Genomic DNA, 17,810 nt, shown 5'->3' with positions numbered 1-17,810 from the left:
TTTTTATTTTAAAAGTAAACGCTGTCATTAAAAAGCGAAACTTGTTATTGTGATTTTTCTCATGTATGATGCTTTTAAACATAGCTTAGAATAAGCTCGAATTTTCCACAAACTGGAGAATAGGGTGGTGGGATGAAAATTAAAGCAACAGCTGAAGACAGAATGATCGCCTTTTACAGAACCATTTCTTTGTCCCTCACATCGTTTATGTTCCTCATGGTTCCTGCGGGGCCTTCCGTAATATACAAATCCCTACTAATCATTGTGCTATTCTTATTTGCTCAAGTATTCACTTTCTATTACCGGAGGCTTCGTGCAAGACCGCGTGTTCTTATGCTCGTTATCAGTATAGAGCTGGCGGGAATCATTGTATTGACGCTATTTACAGGGGGATATGACAGCCCGTTTAAGCTGTATGTGCTGAGTCCTGTCCTGATTGCTGCAGGATCGCTATCATTCTATTTTGTCTGGAGCCTGCTTCTCGGGTATTTCGGCATCGTTGCCGCGCTATGTTATTTTCTCCCCGGTTCTGCGGGGAAATCTTTCTCCGAAATCTTGCTTACGAACGGCAACATGTTTCTAGCCCTGGCTCTTGCGGTTATAGTTATGCAAATGGTTAACGGGATAAAGCGGCAACGGGAGGAAGCAAACGCGCGGACCAACGATACCATGGAACATATCAAGTCGCTTTATCACATCGTGGAAACATCGAGCCAGCATGATTTCATGAACATAGGCCAAGTCATTACCGACTACGTTGTAAAGCTTACCAGGCTGGAGAAGGCCTTGTTCTGGTTCGCGAAGAAGAGCGGGGAGCCCGCTCCGGAGAGCCGGCAGACGGGCTGGCAGCATGAGGAAGAACGGTTTCTGTTCATGGAGCTGGAGAAGCATGAGCATGAATGGAGGCTGCAGCGGGAACCGGTATTCAAGAGTCTGCCGGGTCTTGGTGATTTCCTGCTGATGCCGGTAAGGATGAGCACACGGTTCGTCGGGATGATCGGCGTGAGGCTGGAATCCTCGGAAGGGCTGGAAGGCCGCAGATGGTATATCCAGCAGCTGATGTTCCTGTCGGAGCTGAGTGCGATTATTCTTGAGCGCCATGAGCTGGGCGTGATCGAGAACCGGCTGATCATCACGAATGAACAGAACCGGATAGCCGATGAAATGCATGACAGTGTATCACAGAGCCTTTTTGGCATTGTATATGCTACGCATTCCCTGAAGCAGTCCTGGCGCAAAATGTCCGAAGGCGAGCTGGAGGAACAAATTGAGCTGATTCACGATTCAGCCACCAAGGTGGCCAAGGAACTCCGGATCACCATCTACAGCCTCAGCTCCAAGAAGAGCGGCGGCCCCAGCTGGCTTGGCATGGTGCGCTCCCATCTCAAGAGCCTGTCCCGGCTCAATGATGTGGAAATTGAACTAAAAATAACGGGGGATGATTTCAGTCTCCCTTATCCTTACCACAAGGCGCTCTTCCGGATTATCTCCGAAGCGACAGGCAACGCCATACGTCATGGTGCGGCCAGCCGGGTGGATGTTGAATTGTCCCTGAAGCCCAAATGGATCAGACTATCGATTATCGACGATGGCGTCGGATTCGATACGGACTTGATCTGGACCGAGTCCGAGGATAACACCGGCGGACTGGGAATGAAGAATATGCAATATTTGGCACAGTCCCTTGGCGGTGACTTCCAGTTGTCCAGCAGTGAGAATGCAGGCACCAGAATTTTGATCTCCATCCCTGTCGGTGTGGCTGAACTAAAAAATGCATAAACTTTAGGCAGGAGGTCGTTCAAGTGAAAATCGTCATTGTTGATGATCACCCTTTGGTGAGAAGAGGATTGGCTGCTGTGATTTCAATGCAGGCTAATCTGGAGTTTGCCGGTGAGGCTACGAATGGCCAGGAAGCTCTTCTCGTTATAGAAGAGATACAGCCTGATCTTGTGCTGATTGACCTGAAGCTTGCCGATGAATCGGGTCTGGACATTATCAAGGCAGCCCGTATACGCGGAATTTCCAGTAAGTTCATTCTGCTTACGTCCTCCGCAAGCCGGGAGGATTTCCTGAAGGCGGAAGAAGTGCTGGTAGACGGTTACGTGCTGAAGGAAGCTTTGCCGGAGGAATTGCTGTTTGCGATTCAACTGGTGCACAAAGGCAGAAAGTATTATGATCCCGGCCTGATGGAAGACAAGATGCGGATGAGCGGCAACAGTCCAACGGATGAATTGACACCGAAAGAGAAGGAAGTGTTGATTGAGCTTGGACAGGGTGCCTGCAACCGGGAGATCGCTTCCCGCTTGTTCATCAGTGAATTCACAGTCAAGAAGCATGTCAGCCAGATTCTGGCGAAGCTTCAGGTAGCGGACCGGACGCAGGCAGCATTATATGCCAATGCGGTTGGGCTTACCAAATACGAGATGTCGTACGACTAAGGTTACCTCATAACGGATGGTTCATGAGCACGGACAGTGATGTCCGTGTTTTTTTGTGCCCTTTGGTCCCTACCCTAGCATGAGCATCTGAACATTTTCTGAACAGTTTCTTTATCTTTCAAAAGCATGAAGTGACACGCGAAGTAGGTAACGCTACCGGATGCTGTTAGTTATTACCAGTCATATGGTACTAAAGTATACCATCCCTACCCTCTTAGGGACTAATCGGCATCACACGAAAGTGAAGTGTAAAGGGATGCTATGAGGCATGTGACAAATGATGTGCGTTGATAGAATAAAAGCAAGAGTTCTGAAATTTTCATGATTGCTTTCAAAATGAACACATGCGGAAGGAGGGTTACTGTGGAAAAGACGATTTTGGATTACATTAACCTGATTAAAAAAAGATTATGGTTAATCACGGTGTTCGTGCTTATCTCCTGCGCCACCACCTTCTATGTCAGCAAAAACTTCGTTGTCCCCGTCTACTCCGCCTCTGGACAGCTACTGGTCAACAACGTCGTAAATGTTCCCGAGAGCAACAATCTCAACGCACTCAACTTCAGTCTTAACCTCATCGAGAGCTATAAGGAAATCATGAAGTCACCAACGATTATGAAGAGTGTGATCGCGGAGCATCCCGAATTCGGTCTGACGGCAGGCCAACTTGCTGCCAAGCTGCAGATCAAATCCTCAGAGAAAAGCCAAGTGATTAATCTGAGTGTGCAGGATGAGGATTACGCCACCGCAGCTACGATCGTAAACGCGGTCTCACAAACATTCATCCGCAGTCTGCCGGCACTGATGAATCTGGACAATGTAACGTTCCTGACCCCGGCGGACCCGGCGAATCAGCCTGGACCGGTCAATAGCGGTTCTACCATGAACATTATCATCAGCTTTGTAGTCTCGCTGATGGCGGCAGTAGGAATCATCCTGCTGATGGAAACGCTGAACGGTACATTGAGATCCGAGAAGGAAGCAGAGTTCGATCTTGGCCTTCCGGTCATTGCCAGTATCCCGGCAATCCGTAAACGTGATTTGGGCAAGGCAGCAAATGCCAAGGCAAGAGTAGGGGAGGGCGCTTATGTTACGGCTGAATAGAAGTTTGATTACGGACATTAACCCGTCTTCGCATATCTCTGAATCCTTCCGCTCGCTGCGTACCTATATCCGCCAGCTCGGTCTGCTGAAGGGCAATGGTGGACAGGTGCTGCTCTTCACTTCTGCGGAAGGCGGGGAAGGCAAGACAACGATTCTCTCCAATTTGGCCGTATCCTTCGTCCAGGACGGCAAGAAGGTTGCCGTTGTGGATTGCAACCTGAGGAAGCCCGGACTGCACAGTGTGTTCGAGGTAGAAGGAAGCCAAGGGCTGGCCGCTTATCTGGCCGGTTATGAGGAAACCAAAGATATTGCCGTATACGGCAGCCTGGCTAATCTGGCCGTAATTCCTGCCGGTATTACCAGTGTCAGTCCCCCGGATCTGCTCGGCAGCGACAAGATGTCAGCCCTGCTGGAAGAACTGAAAGCAAGCTTTGATCTGATTCTGCTGGATTCGCCGCAAGCGGTGGAATTCAGTGACGCCCGCATTCTGGCTCCGCTCTCAGACGGTGTAATCATCGTGGCCAGACATGGCCGGACGAAGCGTGAGTCTCTCCGCAAGCTGAAGGCTCTTATGGAACAGACAGGTGTAAGAATTCTCGGAATTGCGATGAACCAGACCAAATAATGTACTGAAGCGGCAAGGTGAATGAAACTTTTGGGAGGTATGTGTGATGAAAAAGGTCAAAAAGGTAATAATCCCGGCAGCCGGGTTAGGCACACGTTTCCTTCCGGCAACCAAAGCGATGCCTAAGGAAATGCTGCCCATTATCAACAAACCAACGATTCAATATATCGTGGAGGAAGCGATCGCTTCCGGGATCGAAGACATCATCATCGTTACCGGTAAAGGAAAGCGGGCGATTGAGGATCATTTCGATAATGCCTTTGAACTCGAATCCAGATTGCTGGAAGACGGTAAGCTGGAGCTGCTCAAAGAAGTACAGCGTTCCTCAAAAGTGGAAATTCACTATATCCGGCAAAAGGAACCCAAGGGTCTGGGCCATGCCGTATGGTGTGCCAGACGGTTTATCGGGGATGAACCCTTCGGCGTTATGCTCGGCGATGATATTGTAACCGGACAGGTCCCCTGCCTGAAGCAGCTGATTGACCAGTATCAAGAAACACAGAATTCAGTGATTGGTGTTCAGGTCATCCCTGATGAATTCACCAACCGCTACGGGATTATTGAACCGGATCTGCAGGACGGACGGCTCTACCGGGTTAACAACTTCGTGGAGAAGCCTCCGCTCGGAACGGCTCCTTCCAACCTGGCGATTATGGGGCGTTACGTGTTCACGCCGAAGATCTTCAAGTATCTGGACCTTCAGGAAAAAGGCGCGGGCGGCGAAATTCAGCTCACGGACGCGATCCAGAAGCTGAACCAGAGCGAACGGGTATATGCTTATAACTTTGATGGTACGCGGTATGACGTTGGTGAACGCCTTGGTTATATTTTGACCACACTGGAATTTGCTCTACAGAGCGAGGATTTGCGCTATCAGGTGATGGATGCAATGTCGGAATGGCTGAAACAGGCCGGACAAACCACGCTGAGCAGCTGAACCAACAATATTTAGGAGGAATGAGGAGAGATGAGCATGCAAAAACTGCCGGAAGACTATGAGGCCGTCCTGCCGAAACTTTACATGCTGCATGCCAATGAAGGAAGTAAGGAAATGGATTCCTATCTGGTATTGAAGCGGATTATCGACATTTTTTTCTCCGCTCTTGGCCTTCTCGTACTGCTGCCGCTGTTCGCGGTGGTGGCTGTCCTAATCAAGCTGGAGGATCCTAAAGGCAAAGTATTCTTCCGCCAGAACCGGGTCGGCAAGGATGAGAAGCTGTTCCCTATGTACAAATTCAGATCCATGGTCTCCAATGCCGAGGAGCTGAAGGCCAATCTGATGGCCTACAACGAGGTGAGCGGCGCAATGTTCAAGATCAAGAATGATCCCCGCATCACGCGGACAGGAAGATTCCTGCGCAAGACAAGTATTGACGAACTGCCTCAGCTCTGGAACGTGCTTATGGGCCATATGAGTCTCGTAGGCCCCCGTCCCCCGCTCGTTGAAGAGGTGGCGCAGTATACGGAGTATGACAAACAACGGCTGATGGTTACACCGGGCTGCACCGGGTACTGGCAGGTTAATGCCAGAAACAGCGTTGGCTTTGACGAAATGGTCCAGCTGGACCTGACCTATATCCACATGCGCAGCACTATGCTGGATCTTAAGATCATTGTCAAAACCGGCCTGATGCTGCTCGGCTCCAAAAATGCTTATTAAAATTATGGGAATTGGGTGAATGCCGATGCTTGTACACGGAGAAGTACCTAAGATTTCCATTATCATCTGCACCTACAACCGGTCGGCGCTGCTGGTCAAGACTCTTCATTCGCTGCTTCCGCTGGAGAATCTGGACCAGGCCGAAATCATCGTTGTGGATAACAGCTCCAAGGATGATACGGCAGCCGCCATCCGGAGGTTTATGGATACCTATGGTGCTGATATGGATATCCGTTATCTTCTGGAGCCGGTGCAAGGACTGTCGGCGGCCCGGAATACGGGAATTCTGGCTTCCAAATCGCCGCTCATCGCCTTCCTGGATGATGATGCGATACCTTGCCGGACCTGGATTAGTACGATCGTCAGTACGTTTGAGCAGAAGCCGGAAGTGATGGCGATGGGCGGTAAAATTGCTCCGATCTTCGAGAGCAAGCGTCCGGAATGGCTGATTAAGCCATTCGAGCTTCCATATACCATAGTTGATCTGGGCAACCGGATCAGGGAATATCCGAAGCGTCTGCACCCCTGCGGAGCCAATATGGCGATGCGCAAGATCGTGTTCGACATCAGCCTGTTTCCGCTGGAGCTGGGGAGAAAAGGTGATTCGCTGCTCTCCGGTGAAGAGACCTGGCTGTTCGGCCAAATCCAGCAGGAGGGGCATTCCATTCTCTATCATCCGGAGATGGCGGTGGATCATTTCGTACCGGCTAACCGTTTGACGGAAGACTGGATCATGAAACGGTATTACAGCCAAGGCATCTCCAATGCGATGAAAAGCGAAGGGATGAAGGGCAACCTGCTGCTGCTGGGTAAAACAGGGGCCAAGGTGATGTACATTCTGGCAGATTCCCTTCTCTCCCGCAGTCAGGGAAGAAGGCTGCTGAACAAATGCCGGCTGGAGAGTATTCGCGGAACTCTCCATATGATTTGGAACCGGAAGAGGGAATCCGCAGCGGGGTGAGGGGAGTGCGTGACATGACTAATTTTGAATGGGGCTCCAAAATAAACGCTTTGCCATACGGAATGCTCTATCTCATGTCCGCATTATTCCTGGGGGCAGCGGTCATCTACCAGCCGGTCATAGCCGTAGCTGCTGTACTCCTGATTATGCTGCTGTTTGTCTCCATCTCCCGTCCGGAACTGATCAGCTACTTCGTTCTGCTGACCACCGCAGTCTCGATTAACTTCCTGTTCAGCGGCAGTATGTTCGGTGTTGAGATTCTCTCACTCTACAAACTGGTTATCCTGATGCTGCTGGTGCCGTGCATTCTGGTCAACGGCCTGAAGTTCCGGCTCAGCCAGCCCCTGTGGGCGATGCTGGCGCTGGTCTTCATCACCTTCACCTTCTCCATCTGGCTTCCGGAGATGAGCTCATCGATTGCAGTCAAAGCTTTTATCGGATTATCGCTGCCCTTCGTATTCCTGCTTATCAATTGGAAGAAGGAGGTGGCTGAGAAGCAAATCCGCATCATCACCCTGCTGCCGCTGGTCAGTGTATTAGCCGGAGTGGTGCTGCAGGCGGCTCATCTGCATTCCTTACTCGACATCGAATTCACCGGCGCAGTACGGATTCAGGGGGCGAATATTCCGGCGCATCTGGCTATGCTGGCTTTCATGGGAGTCGCGATCGCATTCATTGAAATTAAGCGAAGCCCGCAGCATATCCGCTTTTACTACACAATGCTGGGTCTGAATTTCCTGATCCTCATTGGAACCGGGACACGGGGGCCGATCCTGGCACTGGTCCTGATGGTGCTCTATTATTTCTACGACATCTCCCGCCAGTATTTAAAAGGCAAAACGAAATTTCTAATCCCGCTGCTGTGCTCGCTGCTGGTAATCACCTCAGCAGTATACCTGCAGCTCGATAACATCAAGAAACGTTCCTTCGAACGTACGACGGAAACGGGGGTCGACCTGTCAGGGCGTGCGGAAGCCTGGGAGTACTTCCTGAATAAAGCGGAGGATTCCCCCTATGCGGGACGGGGTCTTGGAGCGGTGACGGTGGCGAATGACGGATCGCTCTACAAAGGGTTTGTTGTTCCGCACAATGAGTATATCCGCTTCTACTTCGATGGAGGGTATTTCGGCGCAATCCTGCTGCTGCTTTCCTTGTTGGCTGTGTTCCTTCTGGTGTACAGGGCTTTGGCACCGCCGGTCAAACCTTATTATCTGCTCTTTATAGCAGCGTTTCTGATCTACTCTTTCACAGATAACACGCTGTCGACGGTCCAATTCATCATTCCGTTCTGTTGGTACCTGAACTGCCTGTATCGATCTTCACAGCTGGCCGATTCCCCACAAAAAGAAGTGATACGATGAACCAAGTGAATATGTTCGATGTCAATTTCGATAACTATGATTTCATGGACCTGCTCGATTACATTGACAAAACGATTCAGGAAAGGAACCAGTCCTACATCCTGACATGCAATGTCGATCATGTGATCAAGCTCCGCAAGGACAAAGAGTTCCAGGAAGTCTATTCCGAAGCCGGAGCTGTTGTGGCAGACGGAATGCCGCTCATCTGGGCTTCCAAAATGCTCGGTAAGCCGCTGAAGCAAAAGGTATCGGGAGCGGACCTGTTCAGCAGGCTGGGCAATGCTTTTGAACAAAGGAAATACCGGCTGTTCTTCCTGGGCTCAGCGGAAGGCGTGCCGGAGCAGGCGACGAAGAACCTGAAAGCAGCTTATCCGGGTATCAATGTTGTCGGCTGTTATTCTCCTTCCTACGGCTTTGAGCACAACGAAGAAGAGAACCAGCGGATTATCCAGATGCTGACCGAGAGTCAGCCGGATATTGTGTTCGTAGGCGTGGGAGCGCCGAAGCAGGAGAAATGGATATACCGTCACTATACCTCTTATCAGGCGCCGATCTCGATCGGTGTGGGTGCAACCTTCGACTTCCTGTCAGGCTCGGTCAAACGGGCTCCGGATTTCATGCAGAGAACCGGGATGGAATGGCTGTGGAGGCTCAGTCAGGAGCCGGGCCGTCTATGGAAAAGATACCTGGTCGATGATGCCCAGTTCCTGGTGCTGCTCCTGAAGGAGCTGCGCAAGCGGGATAAAGTGAAGAACAGCAAATCGCAATAAACGAGAAGCGGCGGAGACGGGAGGCGGGGGAATGAAGATGCTAAGCAGGGATGAGAACAGTCTGAGTCTCCCCTCTAGATCAGCTGTGAAGTCAGCGGCAGTGATGACCATGATCTGCGGCGCAGCAGTGATTCTGCCGCTGCTGATCGGCTTCGCCAGTGCGAAGCTCAGCTCATCGAACAGTCTGCAGGGAGTGATACTGGCAGGAATCCTCTTCCCGGCCTTCCTGCTGGCGCTGCTGAATACACGGATGCTGATTCCTTACACGCTGCTGATCTGGGCGGTGGCGCCGGAGCTGCGGCGGATCGCAGACTGGTATGAAGGGGTGTATCACTCCGTATCACTGCTGAGTCTGGCGCCCCTGCTCACCGGAGCTACCTTAGCCATTCCGGTACTGAAGGAGATTCACAAGATCCGCAAATCCTCTACCCGGATCCTGCTGCTGTTCTCCATTGCGCTGGCCTACGGCGCGATGATTGGCCTCGCGAAGAACGGCATTGGCTCAGTATACGATCTGGCGAATTATATCGTTCCACTGCTGCTGATTCCGTTCTTCGCGGTAACCCAGTACAAACCGAAGGATATCGACCGGCTGCTGTACGCTTTTGCCAATATCGCCGTGCTGGTTGCAGCGTATGGGATTGTACAGTATCTGACGGTTCCCCCGTGGGACGCCTTCTGGATGAGGAACGCGGATATGATGTCCATCGGAACACCGTATCCCCTCGAGATCCGGGTGTTCTCCACTCTGAATTCTCCGGGCCCGGCGGCAACCTTCCTGGTCTTCGCACTGGTCCCGATGATTCTGGAGAAAAGATGGCAGGGGACACTGCGCTGGATCGGTGTTCTGCTCGTAGTAGTCTGCCTGCTGACTACGCTGGTGCGTTCCGCATGGCTGGTCCTGCTGGTGATGCTGCTGGTGTACATTGCCTCCTCTCCATCCAAAGGCAAATGGAAAACCCTGCTGCAGCTTGGATTCGTGGCAGCCGCGCTGTTCACGATCGTTCCCAAGCTGCCGGGGGCAGAGGGGCTGGTCGCCCGGATGGAGACCCTCACCTCGGTGCAGGAGGATCATTCCTACAATGAACGTCTCAGCCTCTGGACGAACATGCTGCCGATGGTGGCAGGTAATCCGGTCGGGCAGGGTATCGGCAGTGTAGGACAGGGGACGAAGATCGGCAACGGCGGGGAGCTTGGGGAATATGGGAACATGGATAACGGTGTGATCGCACTGCTGCTTACCTTCGGAGTACTCGGCGCATTGTTCTTTTTCGGAGCCCTGGGGGCCGTCATTAAAGAGATTGCCGTCAGAGTAACCAGCAAGGATCATCTTCAGCCTTACGCCCGCCTGTCGCTGGCGGCATGGATGGGGGCTGTGGTAAGTCTGGTATCGGATAACGGATTTCCGGGTCTTAAGGGTTATCTGATCTGGATGCTGATCGGACTCGGACTCAGTGCCAAAGAGATTACTCAGAGCAGAAAGAAGGGTATACCACATGCAGCAGTTGAACGCGAAATCACTTCCCGCTAGTACAGTCTGGTCCTCCCTCCGGCGCTTCACGAAGAGTAAGGACAACAGCTCGGCTGCCGTCAAAACAATGTTCGTCAGCGTACTGATTCTGCTGGTCAATATGCTGACCGGTGTGCTGACCGCCCGGTATCTCGGCCCGACAGGGCGGGGGGAACAGACCGCTATGGTGAACTGGTCACAATTCCTGGCGTTCAGCATGAGCTTCGGTATCCCCTCGGCACTGATCTACAACGCCAAGAAGAACCCGGATGAAGCCGGAGTACTGTACAGGGTGGCGCTGCTGATCGGACTTGTGTTCGGGACCATGGCCATGATCATCGGGATTATTGTTCTCCCGTATTGGCTGAAGTCCTTCAGCCATGAGGTTGTGGTCTTCGCCCAGTGGTCGATGATCCTGTGTCCGCTGATTGTGGTCTCGCAGGTCAACAATGCGGCGTTCCAGTTCAGAGGGGATTACAAAACCTTCAACTGGCTGCGTTATCTGATTCCTCTGCTGACCCTGGCCGCGATTGGGATACTCATCCTGACCGGACACATGAATCCTTATACAACAGCACTGGCCTATCTGGTCCCGTCAGTTCCGCTGTTCATTGGAATGACGGTCTCGCTGCTCCGCACCTATAAAGTTAAACTGCGGGATGCCTATCTTAACTTCAAAAGACTGTTTACTTACGGTATGGGCTCCTATGGTAATGACCTGCTTGGACAGTTCTCTTATTACATAGACCAGATCATTATTGCCGGGCTGCTCCGGCCGGCCGATCTGGGGCTCTATGCGGTTGCGGTAAGCTTGTCGCGAATGGTCAACTTCTTCTCCAACTCGATTACGGTGGTCCTGTTCCCCAAAGCCTCCGAGATGTCGAAGGATGAAGCGGTAGCCCTAACCTTCAAGGCTTTCCGGATCAGTACTACCTGTACTCTGTTAGGCGCAGTGTTCCTGATGCTGGTTGCCCCGTTTGTCATCCCGCTGCTCTACGGCAAGGATTTCAATACGGCGCTTACCGTGTTCCGCCTGCTGCTGCTGGAAGTGACCATCAGCGGAGGGACCCTGATTCTGGCCCAGGTGTTCATGGCGCTGGGCAAGCCGAAGTTCGTATCCATTCTTCAGGGAGTAGGCCTCATCCTTGTGATTCCGCTGCTCTTCCTGCTGGTGCCGAAGTTCGGATTGTTCGGAGCCGGAGTGGCGATGCTCTCCTCGGCAGTGCTGCGGTTCCTGTTCATTATTCTTAATATCAGATACAACCTGAAGGTTAAGCTTCCGCGGCTGCTTATTAACGCCCAGGACCTTCAGTGGCTGAAGACGACGATGAATTCGTATATTCGCAAGAAACCTATGGATGTGTAAGCAGGTAAGTAATTGATTCAGCGAGCCGAGAATACGAGGCGAGCGACTTATCTGCTAAAAAACCAAGGGACGGTGCTTGGAGGAGCGCAGAGAAAATTTGGAGCTGCAGGAGCGTCAGCGTCCGCCTAAAAGCTTTTCGTAGAAAAGCTCGCATCGGAAGCATAAGCTGTCTTCTGATTTCAACCGCAAACAGCGGTCCAATCAATGAAATCAGAAGACAACAGCGGCCGGAAGCCCAAACTTTTCTCGCAGCGACGACACACACCGGACCTACAAGGCAAAGGAGGATACCTTCATGGATTCAATGACAAGCGTGCTTGGCGGCCGGGGGAGTTACCCGATATCGGCGGTCATCATTGCTCAGGATGACGAAGTTCGAATCTCCGCAGCAATTCAGTCCTGCCGGTTGTTCGCCGACGAGGTGGTTGTAATCGACGGGGGCAGCAAAGACGGGACGGTCCAGCTGTCCGAGAGCCTGGGATGCCGGGTGTATGTTAACCCATGGCCCGGATATGCGAAGCAAAGGGAATTCGGAGTGGAACGCGCCGTCCATGATTGGGTCTTCCTGATTGATACCGACGAAGTGGTCAGTGAAGAGCTGGCGCGGGATATTCTGGAGCGCAAGCCGGGACTTACGGATGCTACCGTAGCGTTCTCGCTATACCGGATTGGTGATTTTCTCGGCAAATGGCTGGATAAGGGTGAGTACCTGGTGCGGCTGTATAACCGCAAGGAGTACGGCATCCGCAACAGCCTGGTGCATGAGATGCCCGAGGTATCCGAGGAACGGACGGTGAAGCTGAACGGAACGCTGTGGCATCAAGGCTTCCGCAGCATCAACGACCACGTGGCCCGGTTCAACAAATACACGGATCTGGAAGCGCAAAGCGCCTTTGCCAGCGGCAAGCCGTTCAAACTCAGCCACCTGCTGCTGCGGCCGCCGGCACGTTTCCTGCAGAAGTATTTCGTGCACGGCTTATTCAAAAAAGGGATTTCAGGCTTCGCGGTATCGATATTCTGGGTGATGTATGAATTCATGGTCGGCTTCAAGCATTACGAATTACACAGCTCCGGCAAGCTGTCCCGGCATAATGCCATGGGCCAGGCCGACAAGGAGAACAAAGGGGAGAGAAGCTATGTCGTACAATGACGGATTGAACATTATGACGACCGGCCTCAGCTGGCCCTCGTTACAGCCCGGAGGACTGAACACCTATTTCAAATCCGTATGTGAGCAGCTCTCCTCACGGAACCAGGTGCATGCCCTGATCTGTAGTCAGGAGACACCTGATACCCCGAAGGAACTGATCATCCACAACGCCGGTGATCCCAAGGAGACGATCTGGAAACGCAAGGATGCCTTCCAGCGCAAGGCGGCGGACCTGATGGGAGACGGCAGCGGGCGGATTGATATCCTCTATACCCACTTCGCACCTTACGGCATCGGGCCGGCAATTGAAGCGAAGAAGCGGGGCATTCCGGTGGTGATGACCTTCCACGGCCCGTGGAATGAAGAGATGAAGATCGAAGGTCAAGGCATCAAGCACAAGGTGAAAACAACGATTGCCAAATCGATTGAACATAAGGCTTACAAGCTCGCGGACAAATTCATTGTCCTCAGCGAATACTTCCGGGGTATGCTGCATGATCTGCATGGGGTGCCGCTGCACAAGATCATCGTCATTCCGGGTGCGGCCAATGTGGAACGCTTCGTGCCTTCCACCAACCGGCTGGCGATCCGGCGGACACTGAATCTGCCGGAAGGCGCAACTACCGTGCTGACGGTCCGGCGGCTGATGAACCGGATGGGGCTGCTGCAGCTGCTCGAAGCCTGGAAGCAGGTCGCCGAGCGGTTCCCGAACGCGATTCTGCTGATCGGGGGCAAAGGCCCGCTGCGCGGGGAGCTCGAAGAGAAAATAGCCGATTATGGACTGGGCAACAAGGTCCGGCTCCTGGGCTATATTCCCGATCATGAGCTGGCCTCCTATTATCAGGCGGCGGATATGTTCGTCGTTCCTTCGCAGGCGCTGGAAGGCTTCGGCCTGATCACCGTGGAGGCGCTGGCCTCCGGACTTCCGGTGATGGCGACTCCGGTCGGCGGCAACAAGGAGATTCTGCAGGGCTTCCGGCCGGAGCTGCTGTTCAAGAGTGCAGGCAGCGACGATATGGCAGAAGGCATGATTCATATGCTGAGCAACCGCAAGCTGCTGCCGGGCCGTGACGAATGCCGGAATCATGTGCTGGAGAAATATACCTGGCAGCATGTAGGCGATCAAGTGGAGTCCGTATTCCTCGAAACTTTGGGAAAGGGTGTGAGCGTAGGATGATCAAAGTCGCTTATATTGATCACACCGCCAAATGGAGCGGCGGAGAGGTTGCCTTGTTCAACATTCTCACCAACATCGGTGAACAGATTAACCCGCTGGTGATTCTGGCGGAAGAAGGGACATTGGCCGAACGTCTGCGGGAGAAGGGCATCGATGTCCGCATTATCCCGCTGGATGAGAGCATCCGCAGCCGCGGACGCAATGCCGTGAACCTCGGCGCCCCGGCGGCTGCAATGAAGCTGCTGGCCTACGGCCGTAAGCTCGCTCCGCTGCTCAAAGAGGAGAAGGTCGATTGCGTGCATACCAATTCGCTGAAATCGGCATTTTACGGAGCGGTGGCCGCCAAAAAAGCCGGAGTGCCTCTGATCTGGCATATCCGGGACCATATCGGAGCCCCGTACCTGAAGCCGGTTGTCGCCAAGGCGATCCGGCTGCTGTCACGCCTGCTGCCGAACGGCGTCATCGCCAATTCCCATTCCACGCTGAATGCGCTGGAGCTGCCGCGGTCGAAGAAGACGCTGGTCGTATACTCCGCTTTTGCCAAAGCGATCGGTGAAGGGATCGGCAAGCGGGACCAGAAGGACTTCAACGTCCTGCTGGTGGGACGCCTGGCTCACTGGAAAGGCCAGCATATTGTACTGGAAGCCGCCAAGGCCTTCAAGCATGACAGCCGGGTGAAGTTCTGGCTTGCCGGAGACGCGCTATTCGGGGAAGAGGAATACAAACAGGAATTAATTCAGCAGATGCAGCAAGGCAACATTACCAATGTCAGCCTGCTGGGTCATGTAGATGATATACAAGGACTTATGAACAAAGCCGATTTACTGATTCACACGTCGATCACCCCCGAGCCGTTTGGCCAGGTCATCGTCGAAGGTATGGCGGCTGGACTGCCGGTGATTGCCTCCAATGAAGGCGGACCGGTTGAGATTGTAGTTCCTGGCGTAACAGGAATGCTGATCCAGCCGGGAGATGCTACTGTACTTGCAGACTCCATCACCTGGATGCTGAACCATCCCGAAGAGCGTAGACGGATGGCGGATAATGGAATGAAACGGGTGAAAGAGCATTTTGTCATCGAGAATACGGTCAAGGATATCGTCGCTTACTACAAAGGTCTGCTGGCGGTTACCTGACCCTCGCGCTTGGACAATGCTTAAGACTTGCTTCACTATCCGTTTCTACCATGCGTTCACTGCTTGATGATGCTGCTCCATAAAACTTTGAGGATGATTCACATGAAAATTGCGATAGCGCACGATTACTTAATCCAAATGGGCGGAGCGGAAAGAGTGGTGGAGGTGTTTCATCACATGTATCCGGATGCTCCGATCTTCACAACGGTTTTTAACGGAAGCCGCCTGACCGATAACCTCAAAGATGCGGATATCCGGGCCTCCTGGCTGCAGAAAATCCCGGGAGTGAAGAAGAATTTCAAAGGGGTGCTGCCGCTCTATCCGATGGCCGTCCGCGATTTGGACTTCAGCGGGTATGATATCGTCCTTAGCTCCAGCAGTGCTTTTATGAAAAGCATCCAGGTTCCCGAGTCTACATTTCATCTGTGTTACTGCCATACCCCCATGCGGTTCGCCTGGGATTATGACACCTACATGGAGCGCCAGTCGAATTCCGGTATATTCAAAAGACTGCTCAAGGTATACATGCAGCGCCTGAAGAACTGGGACCAGCGTACCTCCAAAAATGTAAATCAGTTCGTAGCCAACTCCTCCGTCGTGAAGACGCGGATTCAGAATTATTATCACCGGGATTCCGATGTGATCTTCCCGCCGATCAATACAGCGCGCTTCACCAGCTCCCCTACCATTGGAGATTACTATCTGATCGTATCCCGGCTGGTTTCCTACAAGCGGATCGATCTGGCGGTAGAGGCATTCAACCGTAACGGCGTGAAGCTGTACATCGTGGGAGACGGACCGGACCGCAAGCGTCTGGAAGGCATGGCCAAGGATAATATCTCTTTCCTGGGCCGGCTGGAGGATGATGAAGTGACAGGGCTGATGTCGCAGTGCCGGGCTTTTGTTTTTCCCGGAGAAGAGGATTTCGGCATTACGCCCCTGGAGGCGAATGCAGCAGGAAGACCGGTCATCGCCTATCAGGCCGGAGGAGCGCTGGACACGATTATTCCTTACGTCAACGGCGTGTTCTTCCAGCACCAGGAAGTTGATGATCTGCTCCAGGCTATTGATGAGGCAGAATCCTATGCGTGGGATATCGAGCAGATTATGGGCCATGCACGTAAATTTGATGAGCAGGCGTTTATGGTCCAGTTCAAGCAGTATGTGGAACAGGCCTACGTCAATTTCCTAAAAGGAGGATGATTGTATGAAACTCGCAGTAATCGGTACCGGCTATGTAGGTCTTGTCTCGGGCGTATGCTTCACCCTTAATGGAAATCATGTCATCTGTGTCGATAAGGATGAGGCGAAGATTGAGAAGCTTAACCGGATGGAATCCCCAATTTATGAGCCGGGTATTGAGGCACTGATCGAAATGAATCTCCGCGAGGGCAGGCTGAGCTTCTCGGCCGATCTTAAGGATTCGGTCCGCCGCTCCGACATCGTCATCCTTGCTGTAGGGACTCCCTCACTGCCGGGCGGTGAAGCGGATCTAAGATATATCGAAGGGGCAGCCATTGAAATTGCGCAGGCAATGGAAGGCTACAAGGTCATCATGACCAAGTCAACCGTACCCGTAGGCACCAATGAGAAAATCCGCAATTTGATCGCTTCGCACACGAATCATCCCTTCGACATTGTCTCCGCCCCTGAGTTCCTCCGTGAAGGCTCCGCGATCCGCGACACGCTGCATCCCGACCGGATCGTGATCGGACTAGATAATCCTGAGCTTGAGCCGATGATGCGCCAGCTGCATCAGGGATTCACGGACAATGTGTTCGTCACGGATATCCGCAGCGCCGAGATGATTAAATATGCGTCAAATGCATTCCTGGCTACTAAAATATCGTTCATTAACGAAATCGCCAATATTTGCGAAAAAGTGGGAGCTGATGTAACCGAGGTGGCCGAGGGCATGGGAATGGACCGGAGAATCGGATCTACCTTCCTGCAGGCCGGTATCGGTTATGGAGGCTCCTGTTTCCCGAAAGACACCAATGCGCTGATCCAGATTGCCGGCAACGTGGACTACGAGTTCAAGCTGCTGAAATCGGTGGTCGAGGTCAATAAAGGCCAGCGCTTCATGATCATCTCCAAGCTGCATGAATCGCTGGGCAGCCTGCGCGGCGCAGTCATCGGCATCTGGGGACTCGCCTTCAAGCCGAACACCGATGATGTCCGCGAGGCGCCTGCCCGTGAAATCGTTGAAGCGCTGGTAGCCGAAGGCGCCACGGTGAAGCTCTATGATCCGATTGCCGCCGAGAATTTCCGTGCGCAATATGATCATCCGCAGCTCCGCTGGTGCGGACTGGCGGAAGAGGCTGCCGAAGGCAGCGATGCGGTATGCCTCCTGACCGACTGGAGCCAGTTCAAGGATATCGACCTGCATCTGCTGGCGAAGAGCATGCGCCACCAGGTGTTGATCGACGGCCGCAATGTCTATAGCAAAGAGCAGATCGAAGGAACCGGCCTGGAGTATCATTCCGTCGGACGCCCGCAGATGGGCGGCCTTAGCGGATTCTCCGCCAGCGTTGCCGGCGCGGTCTAAGCTC

The 17,810-nt window shown here is 52.9% G+C and carries 16 protein-coding genes; all 16 read left to right on the top strand.

Features of this window, described 5'->3' with window-relative positions; all coding sequences use genetic code 11:
* Nucleotides 1–333: 333 nt before the first annotated feature.
* The 16 genes from GC101_RS31635 (at nucleotide 334) to GC101_RS31560 (ending at nucleotide 17,806) form a co-directional block, all read left to right on the top strand.
* On the top strand, nucleotides 334–1,779 hold the full coding sequence (locus GC101_RS31635; protein ID WP_246354603.1) for a sensor histidine kinase: 1,446 nt from the start codon (nucleotides 334–336) through the stop codon (nucleotides 1,777–1,779).
* A gap of 23 nt (nucleotides 1,780–1,802) precedes the next feature.
* Nucleotides 1,803–2,438: a response regulator gene (locus GC101_RS31630; RefSeq protein ID WP_076247414.1), complete on the top strand. Its 636-nt coding sequence runs from the start codon at nucleotides 1,803–1,805 to the stop codon at nucleotides 2,436–2,438.
* A gap of 363 nt (nucleotides 2,439–2,801) precedes the next feature.
* The gene (locus GC101_RS31625) at nucleotides 2,802–3,542 is read left to right on the top strand and encodes a YveK family protein (protein WP_039302983.1); all 741 of its coding nucleotides are present in this window, start codon (nucleotides 2,802–2,804) and stop codon (nucleotides 3,540–3,542) included.
* Nucleotides 3,526–4,167 carry a CpsD/CapB family tyrosine-protein kinase gene (locus GC101_RS31620; protein WP_171720535.1) on the top strand — a complete coding sequence of 214 codons (642 nt, stop codon included), beginning with the start codon at nucleotides 3,526–3,528 and terminating at the stop codon, nucleotides 4,165–4,167. Before GC101_RS31625 ends, GC101_RS31620 begins: the two co-directional genes overlap by 17 nt.
* A gap of 46 nt (nucleotides 4,168–4,213) precedes the next feature.
* Nucleotides 4,214–5,104: a UTP--glucose-1-phosphate uridylyltransferase GalU gene (galU, locus tag GC101_RS31615; RefSeq protein WP_171720534.1), complete on the top strand. Its 891-nt coding sequence runs from the start codon at nucleotides 4,214–4,216 to the stop codon at nucleotides 5,102–5,104.
* A 30-nt stretch (nucleotides 5,105–5,134) separates the two neighbouring features.
* Nucleotides 5,135–5,827: a sugar transferase gene (locus GC101_RS31610; protein WP_039302991.1), complete on the top strand. Its 693-nt coding sequence runs from the start codon at nucleotides 5,135–5,137 to the stop codon at nucleotides 5,825–5,827.
* A 19-nt stretch (nucleotides 5,828–5,846) separates the two neighbouring features.
* Nucleotides 5,847–6,788, top strand: coding sequence for a glycosyltransferase (locus tag GC101_RS31605; RefSeq protein ID WP_246354602.1), 942 nt, complete (start codon nucleotides 5,847–5,849; stop codon nucleotides 6,786–6,788).
* A 14-nt stretch (nucleotides 6,789–6,802) separates the two neighbouring features.
* Complete coding sequence (locus tag GC101_RS31600) at nucleotides 6,803–8,149, top strand: O-antigen ligase family protein (RefSeq protein ID WP_039302995.1); 1,347 nt, start codon at nucleotides 6,803–6,805, stop codon at nucleotides 8,147–8,149.
* On the top strand, nucleotides 8,146–8,919 hold the full coding sequence (locus tag GC101_RS31595) for a WecB/TagA/CpsF family glycosyltransferase (RefSeq protein WP_039302998.1): 774 nt from the start codon (nucleotides 8,146–8,148) through the stop codon (nucleotides 8,917–8,919). The genes GC101_RS31600 and GC101_RS31595 overlap by 4 nt, the downstream gene beginning before the upstream one ends.
* Nucleotides 8,920–8,950: 31 nt before the next feature.
* Entirely contained in the window at nucleotides 8,951–10,450 is a 1,500-nt protein-coding gene (locus tag GC101_RS31590) for an O-antigen ligase family protein (protein ID WP_171720533.1), read from the top strand.
* Nucleotides 10,416–11,795, top strand: coding sequence for an oligosaccharide flippase family protein (locus tag GC101_RS31585; protein ID WP_171720532.1), 1,380 nt, complete (start codon nucleotides 10,416–10,418; stop codon nucleotides 11,793–11,795). The genes GC101_RS31590 and GC101_RS31585 overlap by 35 nt, the downstream gene beginning before the upstream one ends.
* A 295-nt stretch (nucleotides 11,796–12,090) precedes the next feature.
* Nucleotides 12,091–12,945, top strand: a complete 855-nt coding sequence (locus tag GC101_RS31580) for a glycosyltransferase family 2 protein (RefSeq protein WP_171720531.1) — start codon at nucleotides 12,091–12,093, stop codon at nucleotides 12,943–12,945.
* Nucleotides 12,932–14,122: a glycosyltransferase family 4 protein gene (locus tag GC101_RS31575; protein ID WP_171720530.1), complete on the top strand. Its 1,191-nt coding sequence runs from the start codon at nucleotides 12,932–12,934 to the stop codon at nucleotides 14,120–14,122. Before GC101_RS31580 ends, GC101_RS31575 begins: the two co-directional genes overlap by 14 nt.
* Nucleotides 14,119–15,258: a glycosyltransferase family 4 protein gene (locus GC101_RS31570; protein WP_171720529.1), complete on the top strand. Its 1,140-nt coding sequence runs from the start codon at nucleotides 14,119–14,121 to the stop codon at nucleotides 15,256–15,258. The genes GC101_RS31575 and GC101_RS31570 overlap by 4 nt, the downstream gene beginning before the upstream one ends.
* Before the next feature lie 102 nt (nucleotides 15,259–15,360).
* The gene (locus tag GC101_RS31565) at nucleotides 15,361–16,461 is read left to right on the top strand and encodes a glycosyltransferase (protein ID WP_171720528.1); all 1,101 of its coding nucleotides are present in this window, start codon (nucleotides 15,361–15,363) and stop codon (nucleotides 16,459–16,461) included.
* A 4-nt stretch (nucleotides 16,462–16,465) separates the two neighbouring features.
* Nucleotides 16,466–17,806 carry a UDP-glucose dehydrogenase family protein gene (locus GC101_RS31560; protein ID WP_171720527.1) on the top strand — a complete coding sequence of 447 codons (1,341 nt, stop codon included), beginning with the start codon at nucleotides 16,466–16,468 and terminating at the stop codon, nucleotides 17,804–17,806.
* Nucleotides 17,807–17,810: the final 4 nt, after the last annotated feature.

It is taken from the genome of Paenibacillus phytohabitans, assembly GCF_013141775.1.
In the GTDB taxonomy this organism is placed as follows: Bacteria; Bacillota; Bacilli; order Paenibacillales; family Paenibacillaceae; genus Paenibacillus_AQ; species Paenibacillus_AQ phytohabitans.
This window is presented reverse-complemented; position numbering and strand designations above follow the sequence as displayed.

Excerpts from the sequence above, each read along its gene's own strand:
- GC101_RS31580 (WP_171720531.1), top strand. The coding sequence starts at position 12,091 with ATGGATTCAATGACAAGCGTGCTTGGCGGCCGGGGGAGTTACCCGATA.
- galU (WP_171720534.1), top strand. The coding sequence starts at position 4,214 with ATGAAAAAGGTCAAAAAGGTAATAATCCCGGCAGCCGGGTTAGGCACA.
- GC101_RS31585 (WP_171720532.1), top strand. The coding sequence starts at position 10,416 with ATGCAGCAGTTGAACGCGAAATCACTTCCCGCTAGTACAGTCTGGTCC.
- GC101_RS31590 (WP_171720533.1), top strand. The coding sequence starts at position 8,951 with ATGAAGATGCTAAGCAGGGATGAGAACAGTCTGAGTCTCCCCTCTAGA.
- GC101_RS31595 (WP_039302998.1), top strand. The coding sequence starts at position 8,146 with ATGAACCAAGTGAATATGTTCGATGTCAATTTCGATAACTATGATTTC.
- GC101_RS31600 (WP_039302995.1), top strand. The coding sequence starts at position 6,803 with ATGACTAATTTTGAATGGGGCTCCAAAATAAACGCTTTGCCATACGGA.
- GC101_RS31570 (WP_171720529.1), top strand. The coding sequence starts at position 14,119 with ATGATCAAAGTCGCTTATATTGATCACACCGCCAAATGGAGCGGCGGA.
- GC101_RS31575 (WP_171720530.1), top strand. The coding sequence starts at position 12,932 with ATGTCGTACAATGACGGATTGAACATTATGACGACCGGCCTCAGCTGG.
- GC101_RS31610 (WP_039302991.1), top strand. The coding sequence starts at position 5,135 with ATGAGCATGCAAAAACTGCCGGAAGACTATGAGGCCGTCCTGCCGAAA.
- GC101_RS31565 (WP_171720528.1), top strand. The coding sequence starts at position 15,361 with ATGAAAATTGCGATAGCGCACGATTACTTAATCCAAATGGGCGGAGCG.
- GC101_RS31620 (WP_171720535.1), top strand. The coding sequence starts at position 3,526 with ATGTTACGGCTGAATAGAAGTTTGATTACGGACATTAACCCGTCTTCG.
- GC101_RS31605 (WP_246354602.1), top strand. The coding sequence starts at position 5,847 with ATGCCGATGCTTGTACACGGAGAAGTACCTAAGATTTCCATTATCATC.
- GC101_RS31635 (WP_246354603.1), top strand. The coding sequence starts at position 334 with ATGCTCGTTATCAGTATAGAGCTGGCGGGAATCATTGTATTGACGCTA.
- GC101_RS31560 (WP_171720527.1), top strand. The coding sequence starts at position 16,466 with ATGAAACTCGCAGTAATCGGTACCGGCTATGTAGGTCTTGTCTCGGGC.